Origin of the sequence: Escherichia sp. GZ89 (assembly GCF_019366485.1) — a bacterium.
GTDB lineage: Bacteria > Pseudomonadota > Gammaproteobacteria > Enterobacterales > Enterobacteriaceae > Escherichia > Escherichia fergusonii.
On the sequence record NZ_JAEOHX010000001.1, the window covers coordinates 331,260 to 348,819 of the forward strand.

Genomic DNA, 17,560 nt, shown 5'->3' on the forward strand with positions numbered 1-17,560 from the left:
AGTTTTGAGTGCGCCATTCTGAACTGACGCATTGGGAAAAACTTTGCGTTATCGCAGTTTGTTGTAATTTTCTGACCACTGCGCCATATCCAGAACAGAACTATCAGGAGGAACATCCTGGATATCGTGCGTTACCTGAACGACGGGGATCGCCAGTTCGCGAATTTCGCTGAACACCCACTGGCGAAAATTATCGCGCAGAGCCACATCAAGACGGCTGAACGGCTCATCCAGGAGTAACGCTTTTGGCTGGGCGAGAAGGGCGCGTAGCAGAGCAACGCGCGCTCGCTGACCACCAGACAAAGTGGCAGGATCCTGATGGAAAGCTCCGTCAAGGCCTGAACGCTCAAGTGCATCATTCACGGCATTACGTCGGGCATTCCCCTTAAGTGTCGCCGGTAGCGCCAGCAGTAAATTTTGCCCGACGCTGAACTGGTCAAATAACAGTGCATCCTGGAAAAGAATGCCAATCTGACGCTGTGCAGTGGGTAGCATGTCAATCCGTTGCTCATTGAGCCATAGCTCACCTGCACAAGAAAACTGTCCGGCCAGCGCACCAATCATCCATGAAAACAGTGTAGATTTTCCACAGCCAGACGGCCCCATTAACGTGACAATGTCACCTTTATCCACCGTAAAGTTAACGTTTGTCAGCAAGCGGCTTTCTGGTAAACGTAGCGAAACATTTTTCACGCAGAGCATTAGCGGAGTCCTTGTCTGACATAACCTACCCATTTTGCGACTAACGCGGTCAGGGCAAAAATAATAAGCGGCAACAGTAGTTGCCATAAAGCCTGGGCGGCGAGAATGCCGTTGCTGCCGCCGCTGCTTAATGCCACCGCTTCAGTGGTGAGTGTCGGAAAACGCCCCGCGCCCAGCCACAGCGTCGGCATATACTGCGCAATACTGACTGAAAATCCCACCGCGAAGGTAATCAGCGCAGGGCGCAACATGAGTGGGCATTTCACGTAAAAGAAGATTTTGGCCCGCGACCAGCCCAGTGTTTGCGCAATCAAAATTAACCGTGAATCAATGCGCTGCCAGGCGGGTTGCAGGATAAACAGCATCCACGGCATTACCCACAGCAGATGCCCCCAGACCACCGCTGTCCAGCTCCCATCTATGTTCAGCCATAGCGCCAGCATGTACTGGCCCGCCACCAGCGGCAGAGCGGGTAATAAAATGGGCAACCAGAGCCACAACTGGCGACGCTTTGCCCCCCATTCCAGCCACAGCAGTAACAGGACCAAAGCGATAAACGTCGCCACCAGCCCCATTGTCAGGCTGTTGATGAGCGCTTCACTATTGATCGTCGACTGATCCGCGAGGATCGCCAGCAGAACCACACACAGCACACCGGTTAAGGGTAAAAAAATCGCCAGCGTAATCCCTGGCAATAAAGGCGTGGCAGGCTTACGAACGCCATCGTCCTGGGGGATCGTGCGTCGCCAGGCGCGCCATAACAGATAACCAAGCAAAACGTAGGCGGCGAGTAACAGCATCAGCAGCAGGCTGGCAAGCGCGCCTTTTGTCTGTTGGTCAATGCCACCCTGGGTTAGCCACTGCCAGCTAATTACCGCCAGCGTCGGTGGATTACCCGGCCCGAGAATAATTGCCACATCCACGACCGACAACGACCATGCCACAATAGCCAGCATCGCCATTGCCAGTGCAGGCGCGACGGAGGGCAACAACAACCAGTTCAGACATTGCCAGCGGCTGTAGCCCAGCGAATCCAGTACAATAACCTGCTGCAACAGCCGTTTCTCGCTCAATACTGCCGCTAAGATCCACAGCAGAAATGCGCTTTCTTTCACCGCCAGGGTAAGGCCCAGCCCAATACCCAATTTATCCATCGGCGGAGTGAGAAAAGGAAAAACCTGATAAACCAGGCCACCTTCAGCAAACAGCAACAGGGCGCTGGTGGCAAAAGCAACATGGGGAATTGCGAGCAGCCACGGCAGACGGGCGCACATACGCTGCCATTTCGGTCCAGGCCACAGCGCCACAATTACCAGCAGGGCAATCGTCAATGCGCCGAGCGCCGCGATGGTTGTTGACACCAGCGTCGCCAGTAATGCCTGCGGTAGCTGCGGATCGGCAAATAACGCCTGCCAGTGTGCCAACGACAAAGCAGGCGATATCAGCGTGAGAGCTGCCGGGATCAGCGGTGCATAAATCACCGCCACCATCGCCCACAGCAACAAGATTAATGCGTACCGTAACGGTGTAGCCATTCTTGTTCCAGCGCATTTACCCAACCTGCGTGCGGTTCAGCCAGTACCGGCGGCAGATCCTGCGGCATTCTTGATTGCAATATTTCATGCTGCCCGTCAGGCAGTTTTTGCGGATCGAGAACCGATGGATCGCCCCAGACAGCAGGATCTGCCTTACGCAGCTGTGCATCGGGTGAGAGCAGGAAATTGGCGACAACCTTCGCCGCAGCACTGGCATTCGCGTTAGCAGGAATGGTGACAAAATGCACGTTGCCAATCATCCCCTCGTTAAAACCAAAACTGTAACTGCTTGCCGGCAAATCGCCACTGGCGATTTTTTGCTGGGCATGTGCAGGATTAAAGGTCAGCGACAGGCGCAATGTGCCAGCTTTCAGCAGAGCATCCATCCGCGCGGGCGAAGGTGGGAAATCCTTTCCTTCGCGCCATAAATACGGATGCAGCGCATCAAGATATTGCCACAAGGGTGCAGTAATACGGGCGAAAGTGGCTTCATCCGGCGCTTCTTTTAATGCTGCGGGATCTGGCGTCAGCATAATCAGTAACTGTTCAAGAAATGCGGTGCCAGTAAAGTCTGGCGGGCGCGGATAGGTAACCGTGCCAGGATTGGCTTTAGCGAATTCTAGTAAGGCTTGCGGTGTTTGTGGTGGCAGTGGCGTAACATCGCGGCGGGCGATAAACGTCAGTTGTGCGCCGCCCCACGGCGATTCTGCGCCTTCGACAGGTACAGAAAAATCTTCCCGTACCGGCAGTTGTGTATCGACATAACGCCAGTTTGGCAGAGTCTCAGCCCAGCCGGTTTGCAGTAAATTGGCCTCTTTTAAGGTGCGGAAGTTTTCGCCGTTCACCCAGAGCAGATCCACCGAACCGCCTGTCTCGCGCCCGGCTGCGGCTTCGGTCTGAATGCGCTTCACCGCGTCTGCGGCATCCGCCAGACGAACAATCTTCAGGTTTATAGCGTAATGGGTTTTCATCTCGCCGCTAACCCAGTCGAGATAGCGGTTAATTGCGGTATCGCCGCCCCAGGCGTTAAACCAGACGGTTTGCCCTTTGGCCTCATTTTTAATTTCCTGCCAGTCACTGGCATGAGTTGCCAAAGAAAATAGCGATAACAGTCCCAGCAACCACCCACAATGGCGCATCATCTCTCCTTAAGAACGTTTTTCAGGAAGTCGGCACAGTCCCTGAGCGGGAATGTCCATGGCAGAATTAAAACGGGCTGACAGATTTTGCAGGCCGATCAATGCCGTCAGTTCGGTGAGCGCCTGGGCGTCAAAATGCGTAGTCAGTCGGGTGCGCAGGGCATCATCGACCGTTGGCGGCGTTACGCTTGCGGCTTCGGCGTACTCCAGCGCCAGCCGTTCTTCATCGCTAAAGAGCGGGCTTTGTCGCCAGTCAGCCACTGCCAGCAACTTATCGGTGCTGCCGGTACGCTCGGCGACTTTCATACTGGTGATATCCACGCAAAACTCACACAGGCACATTTGCGCAATGCGCGCGCTGACAAGCGATCGCACTACCGGATCGAGCGGTGAGCGTTTACGCTCCAGCCAACCGACAAACATCGACACCAGATAAAAGATAAACGGGATCCGTCCCCACCAGCGAATTGGACTTAGCACCTCGCCGTAATGGCGACGATGCAGCCACGCCTGCGGACGTAAACTTAAAGGAATTTTGCTAAGCGGTGGTAAACCCATCAGGCATTCCTCTTCTGGCGTTCAAGCCATATTTTTTTCGCCATAAAAATCACCACGGTCAGGGCAAACAGAATAAACAGTCCGGTGACAAACCAGAAAGTACCGCCTGTTAATATGCTGCCCGCCCAGGAATAAACAATAGTCGCCGGTAACTGACCAATCCCGGTGGCGATAAAAAACGAGCGAAAACGTATTGATGTCAAACCGGCAGCATAGCTGATTGGATCGAAAGGGACAAAAGGCAATAACCGGCATACCAGGATAGTGTGTTTGCCGTAGCGAGCGAAAAAGCCGTCCATACTGTCAAGCACGGTTTTACCGGTTAATTTTTCCACCACTTCGCGGCCCATCACTCTGGCGATAAAAAAGCACAGCGCCGCGCCCGCCATCGAACTGGTCCACGACAGCAAGCCGCCCCAGAACGCGCCAAACAGCGACGCATTGGCAAAGGTAATTAAAAACGCAGGCAGCGGTGCAGCAATGGCCTGTAAGATCATTAAAAAGAATGAGACCAGTGCAGCCTGCGTGCCGTAAGACGCAATAAAGCGTTCAATGCCTTGTTGATCCACGGCGGCAAAGGCTACAAGGCTGCTGTTAATAAACTCACGGACGCCGGGAATCAGCGCCCATGCGAGCAGCGCAACAATTAACAAGATGATAATGACGCCACGCCAGAGCCACATTTTACGGTTTTTATCTCTCATCTTTCATCTTTGTTGTTCGGTTAAAGAGGTTTTATCAGAAGTGGTCAGTGCCACTTGTTTATAACGGGCGTAGCATTTAGCAAGCTGAATAAGAATAAACAGTATTAGCCCTGCCAGACAAAGTTTGAAAATAAATGATAATGTTATGCCTTCAGTAACAAGGTCGCTGGTCATAAAAGTATAAATAAAGATCCCCGGCAGAGTCGTGAATGCCGAAATAAAGGTATATGGCCAAAAGGCAATGGCGGTTAATCCGTAGGCGTAATTTTGAATATTGTAAGGAAATAGCGGAATTAAGCGGGTAAGAATAAGAAAATCGATACCGTTACGTGCAATCCCTTTCTCAATAGACTGAAAGACGGTGGTATCCCCAACATATTTCAGCACCAGTTCTCGCCCCATCCAGCGAGCAATCAAAAAGGAAACCGACGAAGCGAGCGTTGCTGCAACTAACGAAAGCAGAGTCCCCAAGAATGGACCAAAAATAATGCCACTGCCAATGACCAGGACACTACCGGGCAGCAGCAGAAGAGTGGCAATAACAAATAACAGAATATAAAGGCTGTAACCGAAAATACCACTCTGGCGAATAAGTGCCTGCAAGTGAGGAAGATCGCTAATGAAATTGAATATGCCTGAAGCATAAACAAGATAAATTGCCAGAGCAAAAGTCAGGCTACCAACAACGAACTTACACTCAGCTTTCATCGTGGAGATTTCCTATATCAAGCCTTGATAATAGAGAAGTGAAAAACGCGATGACGGTATAACAAACCTAAGCTGGTCACAAATCCTTACTGCCAGTTTCTTGATTATCCTCAAGAATCGGCCTCCTGACCTGGAGGATGTCAGGAGGCTGCGTCATTAGCGGCGGAAAGTCGCCCAGACAGGAGCGTGATCGGACGGTTTTTCCATGCTGCGGATTTCATAGTCGATGCCGGTTTCTACGCAACATTCTGCCAGCGGTTGGCTGGCGAGAAGCAGATCGATACGCAGGCCACGGTTATCGTCAAAACCTTTTGAGCGGTAATCAAACCATGAGAAACGATCTGCTGTTTGCGGATTTGCATGGCGGAAGGTATCCACCAGCCCCCAGCTCATCAGTCTCTCCATCCATTCGCGTTCTTCCGGAAGGAAAGAGCATTTTCCGGTACGCAGCCATCGCTTGCGGTTCTCTTCGCCAATGCCGATGTCCAGGTCGGTGGGGCTGATATTCATATCGCCCATAATCAGCACCGGGTTATCACGTTTGAGTTCGGTTTCCAGGTAGTTTTGCAGATTCTGATAAAACTGCGCCTTTGCCGGGAATTTTATCGGATGGTCGCGGCTTTCACCCTGCGGGAAGTAACCGTTGATCACGGTGACATTACCCAGCGGCGAGGGGATTTCCGCCATAATAATCCGCCGTTGTGCCTCTTCGCCGTCGCCAGGGAAGCCGCGACGCACAGCAATCGGCGTCTCTTTGGTCAGCAGAGCCACGCCGTAATGGCCTTTCTGCCCGTGATAAAACACGTTGTAGCCGAGCTTCGCCACCTCTTCGAGCGGAAACATATCGTCATGAACTTTTGTCTCCTGCAAGCCAATTACATCCGGTTGGTGCTTTTCGACGATGGCTTCAAGCTGGTGAGGTCTGGCGCGCAGGCCGTTGATATTAAAAGAGACAAATTTCATAGTCGCTGCCATTAATTCAGATAAAGAATGCGTGGATGGTAGCAGAATTTCGCTTTGCTTACCGCCTGTTGTTAAGTGATTTGATCGATGGTTGTTAATGATGTCAACGATGGCGCAAAAAATGCCCGCTTTTGGTGCGCGCTGCGTCAGAATGGCGCAGTAATTTCCAGTAAATTTCGTCAATGATCACAATTCCAGAATTATATTTTACTTCTGCATAACATTGCGTTTTTTATTCTTTTTATTCACCCACATCGCAAACGTATTCACTTTATATGCACTTTAAATGCATATGGTTTGGTTATAACTGCTTGATTTCCAGTTGGCCTCTGCCATTTATGCACTTTTATCACTGGCTGGCACGAACCCTGCAATCTACATTTACAGCGCAAACATTACTTATTATTAACATATAAATAACTAATTATTTACTGTAGAGGTCGCTATGTCTCAGCCAATTACGCGTGAAAACTTTGATGAATGGATGTTACCTGTTTACGCTCCGGCACCATTTATTCCGGTACGTGGCGAAGGTTCGCGCTTGTGGGATCAGCAGGGGAAAGAGTATATCGACTTCGCGGGTGGCATTGCGGTGAACGCACTGGGCCATGCGCACCCGGAACTGCGTGAGGCGCTGAACGAACAGGCGAGTAAGTTCTGGCATACCGGTAATGGTTACACCAACGAGCCGGTACTGCGACTGGCGAAACAATTGATCGACGCCACTTTTGCCGATCGCGTCTTCTTTTGTAACTCCGGCGCGGAAGCCAACGAAGCGGCATTGAAACTGGCGCGTAAATTCGCCCACGACCGCTACGGCAGCCATAAGAGCGGCATTGTGGCGTTTAAAAATGCGTTCCACGGGCGCACGTTGTTTACCGTTAGTGCGGGCGGGCAGCCTGCCTATTCGCAGGATTTTGCGCCACTGCCGCCGGATATCCGTCATGCGGCGTATAACGATCTCAATTCTGCCAGTGCGCTGATTGACGACTCTACCTGTGCGGTGATTGTCGAGCCCATCCAGGGGGAAGGCGGTGTGGTGCCAGCCAGCAACTTGTTTTTACAGGGTCTGCGTGAATTGTGTGACCGCCACAATGCATTGCTGATTTTTGATGAAGTACAAACAGGCGTCGGGCGTACCGGGGAACTGTATGCCTATATGCACTACGGCGTGACGCCTGATCTGTTAACTACCGCCAAAGCGCTGGGCGGCGGTTTCCCCGTTGGCGCTCTGTTGGCAACCGAAGGGTGCGCCAGCGTGATGACTGTTGGCACCCACGGCACTACCTATGGTGGCAATCCGCTGGCATCGGCGGTGGCGGGTAAAGTGCTGGATCTCATCAACACGCCAGAGATGCTTAATGGCGTTAAACAGCGTCACGACTGGTTTGTTGAGCGTCTTAATACCATTAATCACCGCTGCGGTTTGTTCAGTGAAATTCGCGGATTAGGTCTGCTGATTGGCTGTGTGCTGAATGCGGATTACGCTGGGCAAGCGAAACAAATTTCTCAGGAGGCGGCAAAAGCGGGCGTGATGGTGCTGATTGCTGGTGGCAATGTGGTGCGTTTTGCGCCTGCGCTCAACGTCAGCGAAGAAGAGGTGACGACCGGGCTGGATCGTTTTGCTGTGGCCTGTGAACGCTTTGTGAGCGGAGGTTCATCATGATGGTCATCCGTCCCGTTGAACGCACTGATGTCTCAGCGTTAATGCAGCTTGCCAGCAAAACGGGCGGCGGCCTGACGTCGCTTCCCGCCAATGAAGCCACGCTTTCGGCGCGTATCGAAAGGGCAATCAAAACCTGGCAAGGCGAACTGCCCAAAAGTGAGCAGGGTTATGTGTTTGTACTGGAAGATAGCGAGACAGGCACTGTGGCGGGAATTTGCGCTATAGAGGTAGCGGTTGGTCTGAACGATCCCTGGTACAACTATCGCGTCGGCACGCTGGTTCACGCTTCGAAAGAGCTGAATGTCTATAACGCATTGCCGACGCTGTTTCTCAGTAACGATCACACCGGCAGCAGCGAGCTGTGTACCTTGTTTCTCGACCCGGACTGGCGCAAAGAGGGCAACGGCTATTTGCTGTCGAAATCACGCTTTATGTTTATGGCGGCTTTTCGCGACAAGTTTAATGACAAAGTGGTCGCCGAAATGCGCGGGGTGATAGACGAACACGGCTATTCACCGTTCTGGCAAAGCCTCGGTAAACGCTTCTTTTCGATGGATTTTAGCCGCGCCGATTTTCTCTGCGGCACCGGGCAAAAGGCGTTTATTGCAGAACTGATGCCGAAACATCCGATCTATACCCACTTTTTATCCCAGGAAGCGCAGGACGTCATCGGTCAGGTACATCCGCAGACCGCGCCTGCCCGCGCGGTGCTGGAGAAAGAAGGTTTTCGCTACCGTAACTATATCGACATTTTTGACGGCGGACCGACGCTTGAGTGTGATATTGACCGAGTGCGTGCCATCCGCAAAAGTCGGCTGGTGGAAGTGGCTGAAGGGCAGCCTGCGCAGGGCGAATTCCCGGCCTGCCTGGTCGCCAATGAAAATTATCACCATTTCCGCGTGGTGCTGGTGCGTACCGATCCAGCGACCGAGCGTTTGATTTTAACCGCTGCACAACTGGATGCTCTCAAATGCCACGCCGGGGATCGCGTTCGTCTGGTGCGCCTGTGCGCAGAGGAGAAAACAGCATGACTTTATGGATCAATGGTGACTGGGTTACGGGCCAGGGCGCATTGCGTGTGAAGTGTAATCCGGTGTCGGGCGAGGTGCTATGGCAAGGCAATGATGCCGATGCCGCTCAGGTCGAGCAGGCTTGTCGGGCTGCTCGTGCGGCGTTTCCGCGTTGGGCGCGACTCTCCTTTGGCGATCGTCAGGTAAGAGTTGAACGCTTTGCCGGATTGCTGGAAAGCAATAAAGCCGAATTAACCGCGATTATTGCCAGAGAAACTGGTAAGCCGCGCTGGGAAGCGGCAACCGAAGTGACGGCGATGATCAATAAAATCGCGATATCAATTAAGGCGTATCACGTTCGTACCGGCGAGCAGCGTAGCGAAATGCCGGACGGCGCGGCGAGCTTGCGCCATCGTCCACACGGTGTGCTGGCGGTGTTTGGACCGTACAATTTCCCCGGACATCTGCCTAACGGACATATCGTTCCGGCATTGCTGGCAGGTAACACCATTATCTTTAAACCCAGCGAACTGACACCGTGGAGTGGCGAAGCGGTAATGCGTTTATGGCAGCAGGCTGGCTTGCCGCCAGGCGTGCTGAACCTGGTGCAGGGTGGGCGTGAAACGGGTCAGGCGCTGAGTGCGCTGGAGGATCTCGACGGCTTGATGTTTACCGGCAGCGCCAATACCGGCTACCAGTTGCATCGCCAGCTCTCCGGTCAGCCGGAGAAAATTCTCGCCCTCGAAATGGGCGGCAATAACCCGCTGATTATCGATGAGGTGGCGGATATCGACGCGGCTGTCCATCTGACCATTCAGTCGGCGTTTGTTACAGCCGGGCAACGCTGCACCTGCGCCCGCCGTTTATTGCTGAAAAGCGGGGCGCAGGGCGATGCGTTTCTTGCTCGTCTGGTTGCCGTCAGCCAGCGATTAACGCCGGGCAACTGGGACGATGAACCGCAGCCGTTTATTGGCGGGCTGATATCAGAGCAGGCTGCACATCAGGTGGTTACTGCCTGGCAGGAACTGGAAGCGATGGGCGGAAGAACCCTACTTGCGCCACGTTTACTGCGTGCAGGAACATCATTGCTTACGCCGGGGATCGTTGAAATGACGGGTGTTGCTGGCGTGCCGGATGAAGAAGTGTTCGGGCCGCTATTGCGCGTCTGGCGTTATGACACTTTCGATGAAGCGATTCGAATGGCGAATAATACTCGCTTCGGCCTCTCTTGCGGGTTGGTTTCCTCCAGGCGGGATAAGTTCGAGCAACTGTTACTGGAAGCGCGAGCGGGGATTGTTAATTGGAACAAACCGCTTACCGGAGCCGCCAGTACCGCACCCTTCGGCGGCGTTGGCGCTTCCGGCAACCATCGCCCCAGCGCCTGGTATGCGGCGGATTATTGTGCCTGGCCGATGGCAAGCCTGGAGTCAGACTCGTTAACGTTGCCCACGACGCTTAACCCCGGTCTGGATTTTTCCGAGGAGGTGGAGCGATGAACGCCTGGGAAGTCAATTTCGACGGACTGGTGGGGCTGACGCATCATTACGCGGGCCTGTCGTTTGGTAATGAAGCTTCTACCAGTCACCGTTTTCAGGTCTCTAACCCACGACTGGCGGCGAAACAGGGCTTACTGAAAATGAAAGCCCTTGCCGATTTGGGATTTCCCCAGGCGGTGATCCCACCGCACGAGCGCCCGTTTATTCCGGTTTTACGTCAGTTGGGATTCAGTGGTAGCGATGAGCAGGTACTGGAAAAGGTTGCACGCCAGGCACCGCACTGGCTTTCCAGCGTTAGTTCAGCATCACCAATGTGGGTAGCCAATGCAGCCACGGTAGCGCCATCTGCCGATACGCTGGATGGCAAAGTGCATCTCACCATTGCCAACCTGAACAATAAATTTCACCGTTCGCTGGAAGCGCCCGTCACCGAATCACTTTTAAAAGCGATTTTTAACGACGAAGAGAAATTTAGTGTCCATTCGGCGTTGCCGCAGGTAGCCTTGCTCGGTGATGAGGGGGCGGCAAACCACAATCGTCTCGGCGGCCATTATGGTGAACCGGGTATTCAGCTTTTTGTCTACGGGCGAGAAGAGGGCAATGTTTCCCGACCTTCCCGCTACCCGGCGCGGCAAACCCGTGAAGCCAGCGAAGCGGTGGCAAGGCTGAATCAGGTTAATCCACAACAGGTGATTTTCGCCCAGCAAAACCCGGACGTTATCGACCAGGGCGTTTTTCATAATGATGTCATTGCCGTGAGCAACCGCCAGGTGCTGTTTTGCCATCAGCAGGCGTTCGCTCGCCAGGCGCAATTACTGGCAAATCTGCGTTCGCGGGTTAATGGTTTTATGGCGATAGAAGTTCCGGCGACTCAGGTTTCCGTGTCAGATGCAGTGTCTACGTATCTGTTTAACAGCCAACTGTTGAGCCGCGATGATGGTTCCATGCTGCTGGTGCTGCCGCAGGAGTGTCGTGAACACGCCGGAGTATGGTGTTATCTCAATGAACTCCTTGCCGCTGACAACCCGATTAGCGAACTAAAAGTCTTTGATTTACGTGAAAGCATGGCGAACGGTGGAGGCCCGGCGTGCCTGCGGTTGCGGGTGGTATTGACAGAAGAAGAACGCCGGGCGGTAAATCCGGCGGTGATGATGAACGATACCTTGTTTAGTGCGCTCAATGACTGGGTGGATCGTTACTACCGCGATCGTCTTACTGCTGCGGATCTTGCCGATCCACAATTGCTGCGCGAAGGAAGGGAAGCACTGGATACACTGACTCAATTATTGGATCTTGGTTCGGTTTATCCATTCCAGCGTGAGGGAGGGGGCAATGGATAATTTTCTTGCTCTAACCTTAACGGGTAAAAAACCGGTTACCACCGAGCGAGAAATTAACGGCGTTCGCTGGCGCTGGCTGGGCGATGGCGTGCTGGAACTGACACCATTAACGCCACCGCAAGGCGCGCTGGTGATTTCAGCGGGGATCCACGGCAATGAGACGGCACCTGTAGAGATGCTTGATGCGTTGCTTGGCGCGATATCTCACGGCGAGATCCCGTTACGTTGGCGGTTGCTGGTGATCTTCGGAAATCCTCCTGCACTGAAGCAAGGGAAACGTTATTGCCATAGCGACATGAACCGAATGTTTGGCGGTCGTTGGCAGCTATTTGCTGAAAGCGGGGAAACCTGTCGGGCGCGTGAACTGGAACAGTGCCTGGAAGATTTTTTTGACCAGGGCAAGGAATCTGTTCGCTGGCACCTTGATCTGCATACCGCCATTCGTGGCTCCTTGCATCCGCAGTTCGGTGTCTTACCACAACGTGATATTCCCTGGGACGAGAAATTTCTGACGTGGCTGGGGACGGCGGGGCTGGAGGCACTGGTGTTCCATCAGGCGCCTGGTGGTACGTTTACCCATTTCAGCGCCAGACATTTTGGCGCGCTGGCCTGTACGCTGGAACTCGGCAAAGCGTTGCCCTTCGGACAAAACGATCTTCGCCAGTTTGCAGTAACTGCCAGCGCAATTGCTGCGCGGGTATCTGGTGAAAGTGTCGGTGTCGTGAGAACGCCGCCAATACGTTATCGGGTGGTTTCGCAAATCACTCGCCACTCGCCGTCCTTCGAAATGCATATGGCAAGTGACACGCTGAATTTTATGCCGTTTAAGAAAGGAACGTTGCTGGCGCAGGACGGTGAGGAACGTTTTACCGTAACCCATGATGTAGAGTATGTGTTATTCCCTAATCCGTTGGTAGCGTTGGGATTACGCGCGGGATTAATGCTCGAAAAAATAAGCTAATACTTACCCGCAGAAATCATTCTGCGGGTATTAAGTTACTTTCTTATAAATTAATACAGATTAATCCTGGTTATTTGCTTTATTTATCACCAGCTATCCGGTATAGTTCTTCATAATCTCTGCAAAATCATTGCGTTGTAATATTCTCTCATCACTCTCCATCAAATTTTCTTTTTTTCTCCATAATTGGTGCAAAAGTGTTTTTTACACTTTCATTGTTTTACCGTTGCTCTGATTAATTGACGCTAAAGTCAGTAAAGTTAATCTCGTCAACACGGCACGCTACTTAAGAAAGCCGTAATAAATAACTGAAAGGAAGGATATAGAATATGCGTAAATTAACTGCACTGTTTGTTGCCTCTACCCTGGCTCTTGGCGCGGCTAACCTGGCTCACGCCGCAGACACTACTACCGCAGCACCGGCTGACGCGAAGCCGATGATGCACCATAAAGGCAAGTTCGGTCCGCATCATGACATGATGTTCAAAGACCTGAACCTGACCGACGCGCAGAAACAGCAGATCCGCGAAATCATGAAAGGCCAGCGTGACCAGATGAAACGTCCGCCGCTGGAAGAGCGCCGCGCAATGCATGACATCATTGCCAGCGATACCTTCGATAAAGCAAAAGCTGAAGCGCAGATCGCAAAAATGGAAGAACAGCGCAAAGCTAATATGCTGGCGCACATGGAAACCCAGAACAAGATTTACAACATCCTGACGCCGGAACAGAAAAAGCAATTTAATGCTAATTTTGAGAAGCGTCTGACAGAACGCTCTGCGGCAAAAGGTAAAATGCCTGCATCTGCTGAATAATCTTTCAGCCTCAACGCTTAAGACCGCCGGTCTTGTCCACTACCTTGTAATAAGGCGGTGGACAGGATCGGCGGTTTTTTTTGACACCTGCTGGTGCCTGATGAGCAAAAAATTCTCCACCAGGTCTAAACCAAATCACCCACACTGCCGATAACAAATAACGGTTGCCTGAACGATAACAATCAAAAGAGCGTGTCGGGAGTGATGATGGAATACTTTGATATCCGCAAAATGCCAGTCAATCTATGGCGTAATGGCGCAGGGGAAACTCGTGAGATTTGTTGCTTCCCACCCGCTACCCGTGATTTTCACTGGCGAGCAAGCATTGCTTCCATTGCCACGAACGGTGAGTTTGCGCGTTTTCCTGGAATGGAAAGGGTGGTGACACTGTTAGAAGGAGGGGAAATACACCTTGAAAGTACTGACAGTTTCAGCCACACCTTGAAACAGTTGCAACCTTTTGCTTTTTCCGGTGAGCAGATAGTGAAAGCGCAACTGAACGAAGGGCAGATGTCGATGGATTTCAACATAATGACGCGTTGCAATTCCTGCAAGGCAAAAGTCAGAATCGCCGATCGTACCTTTACTACTTTTGGCTCTCGGGGTGGGGTCGTGTTTGTTATCAGTGGTATCTGGCAACTGGGCGATAAGGTGTTAACCACCGACCAGGGAGCGTGCTGGTACGATGGTAAACATACTTTGCGACTCCTGCAATCGACAGGGAAATTACTGTTTAGTGAAATTAACTGGCTTCCTGGTTATTCACCGGATCAAGTTCAATAATGTCATAGTTACCGGAAAGCAGCGGTTTGCAGAGAATTTTATAGCCATCATGATCAAACCCGGCTGGCGTGCGTACTAATGTTGTCGCCTCATCCAGGCTATTCACCGCCCCCAGCCATAACCAGTTATGGATAATGTGGAACTGAGTCATTTCAGGATGCTGCTCTTTCAGTGCTATCGCTCCTTGCCATGGCCAGCAAACAACACGTAATCGTTCCAGAGATTGTCGCAGACGTAACTCATGCGTTTCCTGACTTTCTTTACCGCAGCATGCTCCCGCACAACGTTTAAGCGCCGAACGAAAACAGGCACGACCACGGCTTAATGGCTCCAGTCCTAACAGGCCATAACAGAGTTTTTGTTCATCAGCGATTGTCTGTAATGCCTGTAATGCCGAGCGGCGATTGGCAAACAGGCCGAACAAGTTTGGTGCTCGCGAAAAATCCACTTCTTTGGCATACACCACTTCTGTTCGCTGATTATCCAGTTTCAGAGAACAGAGTTGGCGATTGCGACGCAGACGTTTATTAAATAACGGTTGTTGCTCTTTGATTAGCCTTGCTTCCAACAACAAAGCACCGATTTCGCCTGCGGTACATATCCAGCTAATACGCCGGGATTGCCGCAGCATGGCGGCTTCATCCGGGGTGCGTAAATGGGAAAGCACGCGACTGCGGATATTGACGCTTTTGCCAATATAGAGCGGCATGGTGTCACTTTCGCCATGAAACAAATACACGCCAGGGCGGGTGGGTAATTCGCTGAGAAAAGAACGTAAATGTTCGGGATATTCATAAATTGCCGCTGCTTCAAATTCGAGCCGCGATGAAGTTAAACGCCGTACCACTGTTATCTCCGAATGCTGGTTATCTATCCAGTGTAACAAGCGGGAAGCGATTAAAAAAGAGGCAGGGCCGATGGCAACCGGAAAATTGCCTGCTGTGCCACGCTTATCAGGCCCACTCGACTCCTGCAATTTATTGTATTTTAGAGATCTTTCAGACCGGATAAGGCGTTCATTACGCAGTATCCGGCATGAAAAAAGCGCACCTTGTAAAATATCAGACGGGGACGCCTGCACTCTTATTTACACCTGCCATGATGCGCAAATGGTTATTTTTTCCAGAAATCATCGAAAACGGTAATGGGGGGGCGACGTTTATGTTCGGTTTTCAGATACCAGTTCTCAATGGTCTTCGCGACCTGCTCTGGCACGGTTTTCCCTTCCAGATAGTCGTCGATATTGTCATAGCTCACACCAAGCGCGGCTTCATCAGGCAGTGACGGGCGGTCGTCTTCGAGATCAGCGGTTGGCGCTTTCTTATAAAGATGCTCCGGGCATCCTAATGCCGCCAGCAGCTGCTTGCCCTGACGTTTGTTGAGACGATACAACGGGTTAATATCTGTGCCACCATCGCCATATTTGGTAAAGAATCCAGTAATCGCTTCTGCTGCATGGTCGGTACCCACAACGACACCGCTGGTCATGCCTGCAATACTGTACTGCGCTTTCATGCGCTCACGCGCTTTTTCATTGCCACGGACAAAATCGCTCAGTTCTATACCCGCTTCCCGTAAAGCCTGTTCGCTGGCAAGTACCGCGCCCTTGATATTGACGGTTAATACGCGATCCGGCTGAATAAAGGCAATGGCGTCCTGGCAATCTTGTTCGTCGGCCTGAATACCGTAGGGCAGGCGTACAGCGATAAATTGCAAGGTTTCGTTACCTGTTTCTGCACGCAGCTCGTTGATTGCCATCTGGCATAATTTCCCGGCAAGGGTTGAATCCTGCCCACCACTGATTCCCAAAACCAGCGATTTCAGAAACGGATATGTTTTAAGATAGCTTTTAAGAAAATCAATACTGCGGCGAATCTCTTCCTCAGCATTAATCTGTGGTTTTGCCCCCAGTGCTTTTATAATCTGTTGCTGTAATGTCATTTAACCCCCTCCCGAATGAAAAATAGGCCTTTCATAAAGCTAACCCGTTGCCGCAGAAACGACAAGCGACGACGGCCTGAGTGGTGGTTAAAACGCCATACAAGAATCTTCTGAAAGCCAAACCGTTTCGTTATGAGGCTTGAAAAATAGTCCGTTGTATTCCAGGCTTATCTAACACGCTGATAAACAAGAGGACGGAATATGAACAAGAATATGGCAGGAATTCTGGGTGCAGCGGCGGTATTAACTATGCTGGCAGGTTGTACGGCTTATGATCGTACTAAAGACCAGTTTGTCCAGCCTGTGGTGAAAGATGTCAAAAAGGGCATGAGCCGGGCGCAGGTTGCACAAATTGCGGGTAAACCATCGTCTGAAGTCAGCATGATACATGCTCGTGGTACGTGTCAGACCTACATCCTGGGTCAACGTGATGGTAAAGTTGAAACCTACTTTGTTGCCTTAGACGATACCGGGCATGTGATTAACTCTGGCTACCAGACTTGCGCCGAGTACGACACGGATCCACAAGCTACGAAATAACGTTTACTGTTCATTGCCTGAACAAACAAGGAGCCGACACCAGTGTCGGCTTTTTTCTGTTCAGAACATCTTATTTATTGTCGCGAATTATTTGCCCGAAATGTGAGTCTGGTCATAACGTAAGGTCAATGAGAGACAATTCTGGTGGTCAATGAAGTACTATCCCTCCGGTCAATCCCGTATACTCGTTTCATCAAACAAATAAACAATTTTCTTACCTTGGTACCAGAGCATGATGCAGGTGAAGACTTGTGACATGGCTGGCTGACAGATAATCGCATATAAGGAACGTCTTAATGGAAAAGAAACATATTTATCTGTTCTGTTCTGCAGGTATGTCAACTTCTTTACTGGTATCGAAGATGCGTGCGCAAGCAGAAAAATATGAAGTGCCGGTGATTATTGAAGCATTTCCTGAAACCCTGGCCGGTGAAAAAGGGCCTACAGCCGATGTCGTACTGCTTGGTCCGCAAATTTCTTATATGTTACCCGAAATTCAACGTTTGCTTCCGGGCAAACCTGTTGAAGTCATTGACTCGCTGCTGTACGGCAAAGTTGATGGTTTAGGCGTGTTAAAAGCCGCCGTTGCAGCGATTAAAAAAGCTGCTGCTAATTAATTATATTTTACATTTTTCCCGTCAAAGAGTTATTTCATAAACTTTCACCGCAATATTTATTGCGGTTTTATAGGGTATTTTT

18 protein-coding genes are annotated in these 17,560 nt (G+C 51.4%); 9 read left to right on the plus strand and 9 right to left on the minus strand.

Annotated features, from left to right (window positions below):
* Positions 1 to 48 precede the first annotated feature (48 nt).
* From K0335_RS01615 to xthA, 7 genes are all read right to left on the minus strand, one after another.
* On the minus strand, positions 49 to 702 hold the full coding sequence (locus tag K0335_RS01615; protein WP_104919687.1) for an ATP-binding cassette domain-containing protein: 654 nt from the start codon (positions 700 to 702) through the stop codon (positions 49 to 51).
* Positions 702 to 2,237 (minus strand): ABC transporter permease subunit, encoded by a 1,536-nt coding sequence (locus tag K0335_RS01620; protein WP_104919688.1) that lies wholly within the window; start codon positions 2,235 to 2,237, stop codon positions 702 to 704. Before K0335_RS01620 ends, K0335_RS01615 begins: the two co-directional genes overlap by 1 nt.
* Positions 2,210 to 3,376: an ABC transporter substrate-binding protein gene (locus tag K0335_RS01625; protein WP_104919689.1), complete on the minus strand. Its 1,167-nt coding sequence runs from the start codon at positions 3,374 to 3,376 to the stop codon at positions 2,210 to 2,212. Before K0335_RS01625 ends, K0335_RS01620 begins: the two co-directional genes overlap by 28 nt.
* Before the next feature lie 9 nt (positions 3,377 to 3,385).
* Positions 3,386 to 3,934, minus strand: coding sequence for a carboxymuconolactone decarboxylase family protein (locus tag K0335_RS01630; RefSeq protein ID WP_000524106.1), 549 nt, complete (start codon positions 3,932 to 3,934; stop codon positions 3,386 to 3,388).
* Complete coding sequence (locus K0335_RS01635; protein WP_001205123.1) at positions 3,934 to 4,638, minus strand: TVP38/TMEM64 family protein; 705 nt, start codon at positions 4,636 to 4,638, stop codon at positions 3,934 to 3,936. Before K0335_RS01635 ends, K0335_RS01630 begins: the two co-directional genes overlap by 1 nt.
* Before the next feature lie 3 nt (positions 4,639 to 4,641).
* Entirely contained in the window at positions 4,642 to 5,346 is a 705-nt protein-coding gene (locus tag K0335_RS01640) for a TVP38/TMEM64 family protein (RefSeq protein WP_219393703.1), read from the minus strand.
* 156 nt (positions 5,347 to 5,502) lie between these two features.
* Positions 5,503 to 6,309 (minus strand): exodeoxyribonuclease III, encoded by an 807-nt coding sequence (gene xthA / locus K0335_RS01645; protein WP_000673939.1) that lies wholly within the window; start codon positions 6,307 to 6,309, stop codon positions 5,503 to 5,505.
* A 445-nt stretch (positions 6,310 to 6,754) separates the two neighbouring features.
* Between xthA and astC the strand changes: the two genes are divergently transcribed.
* From astC to ves, 7 genes are all read left to right on the plus strand, one after another.
* Positions 6,755 to 7,975, plus strand: coding sequence for a succinylornithine/acetylornithine transaminase (gene astC / locus K0335_RS01650; RefSeq protein ID WP_219393704.1), 1,221 nt, complete (start codon positions 6,755 to 6,757; stop codon positions 7,973 to 7,975).
* Positions 7,972 to 9,006 carry an arginine N-succinyltransferase gene (gene astA / locus K0335_RS01655; RefSeq protein ID WP_000989454.1) on the plus strand — a complete coding sequence of 345 codons (1,035 nt, stop codon included), beginning with the start codon at positions 7,972 to 7,974 and terminating at the stop codon, positions 9,004 to 9,006. The genes astC and astA overlap by 4 nt, the downstream gene beginning before the upstream one ends.
* Entirely contained in the window at positions 9,003 to 10,481 is a 1,479-nt protein-coding gene (gene astD, locus K0335_RS01660) for a succinylglutamate-semialdehyde dehydrogenase (protein WP_104919691.1), read from the plus strand. The genes astA and astD overlap by 4 nt, the downstream gene beginning before the upstream one ends.
* A complete protein-coding gene (astB, locus tag K0335_RS01665) occupies positions 10,478 to 11,821 on the plus strand; it encodes an N-succinylarginine dihydrolase (protein ID WP_104919692.1) in 1,344 nt (447 codons plus the stop codon). The genes astD and astB overlap by 4 nt, the downstream gene beginning before the upstream one ends.
* Positions 11,814 to 12,782 (plus strand): succinylglutamate desuccinylase, encoded by a 969-nt coding sequence (gene astE / locus K0335_RS01670; RefSeq protein ID WP_046081456.1) that lies wholly within the window; start codon positions 11,814 to 11,816, stop codon positions 12,780 to 12,782. Before astB ends, astE begins: the two co-directional genes overlap by 8 nt.
* A gap of 329 nt (positions 12,783 to 13,111) precedes the next feature.
* Positions 13,112 to 13,597: an ATP-independent periplasmic protein-refolding chaperone Spy gene (gene spy, locus K0335_RS01675; protein ID WP_001228975.1), complete on the plus strand. Its 486-nt coding sequence runs from the start codon at positions 13,112 to 13,114 to the stop codon at positions 13,595 to 13,597.
* A 207-nt stretch (positions 13,598 to 13,804) separates the two neighbouring features.
* A complete protein-coding gene (gene ves / locus K0335_RS01680) occupies positions 13,805 to 14,380 on the plus strand; it encodes an environmental stress-induced protein Ves (RefSeq protein ID WP_002431567.1) in 576 nt (191 codons plus the stop codon).
* Here ves and cho read toward each other — a convergent pair.
* Together cho and nadE are read right to left on the minus strand one after the other, a co-directional pair.
* Complete coding sequence (cho, locus tag K0335_RS01685) at positions 14,340 to 15,227, minus strand: excinuclease Cho (protein WP_104919822.1); 888 nt, start codon at positions 15,225 to 15,227, stop codon at positions 14,340 to 14,342. The two genes, ves and cho, sit on opposite strands and share 41 nt — an antisense overlap.
* 266 nt (positions 15,228 to 15,493) lie before the next feature.
* Positions 15,494 to 16,321: an ammonia-dependent NAD(+) synthetase gene (nadE, locus tag K0335_RS01690; RefSeq protein ID WP_000175006.1), complete on the minus strand. Its 828-nt coding sequence runs from the start codon at positions 16,319 to 16,321 to the stop codon at positions 15,494 to 15,496.
* 201 nt (positions 16,322 to 16,522) lie between these two features.
* Here nadE and osmE point away from each other — a divergent pair, with 201 nt between their 5' ends.
* Positions 16,523 to 16,861 (plus strand): osmotically-inducible lipoprotein OsmE, encoded by a 339-nt coding sequence (osmE, locus tag K0335_RS01695; RefSeq protein ID WP_001039039.1) that lies wholly within the window; start codon positions 16,523 to 16,525, stop codon positions 16,859 to 16,861.
* A gap of 296 nt (positions 16,862 to 17,157) precedes the next feature.
* Positions 17,158 to 17,478, plus strand: coding sequence for a PTS N,N'-diacetylchitobiose transporter subunit IIB (gene chbB / locus K0335_RS01700; protein WP_104919694.1), 321 nt, complete (start codon positions 17,158 to 17,160; stop codon positions 17,476 to 17,478).
* Positions 17,479 to 17,560 lie beyond the last annotated feature (82 nt).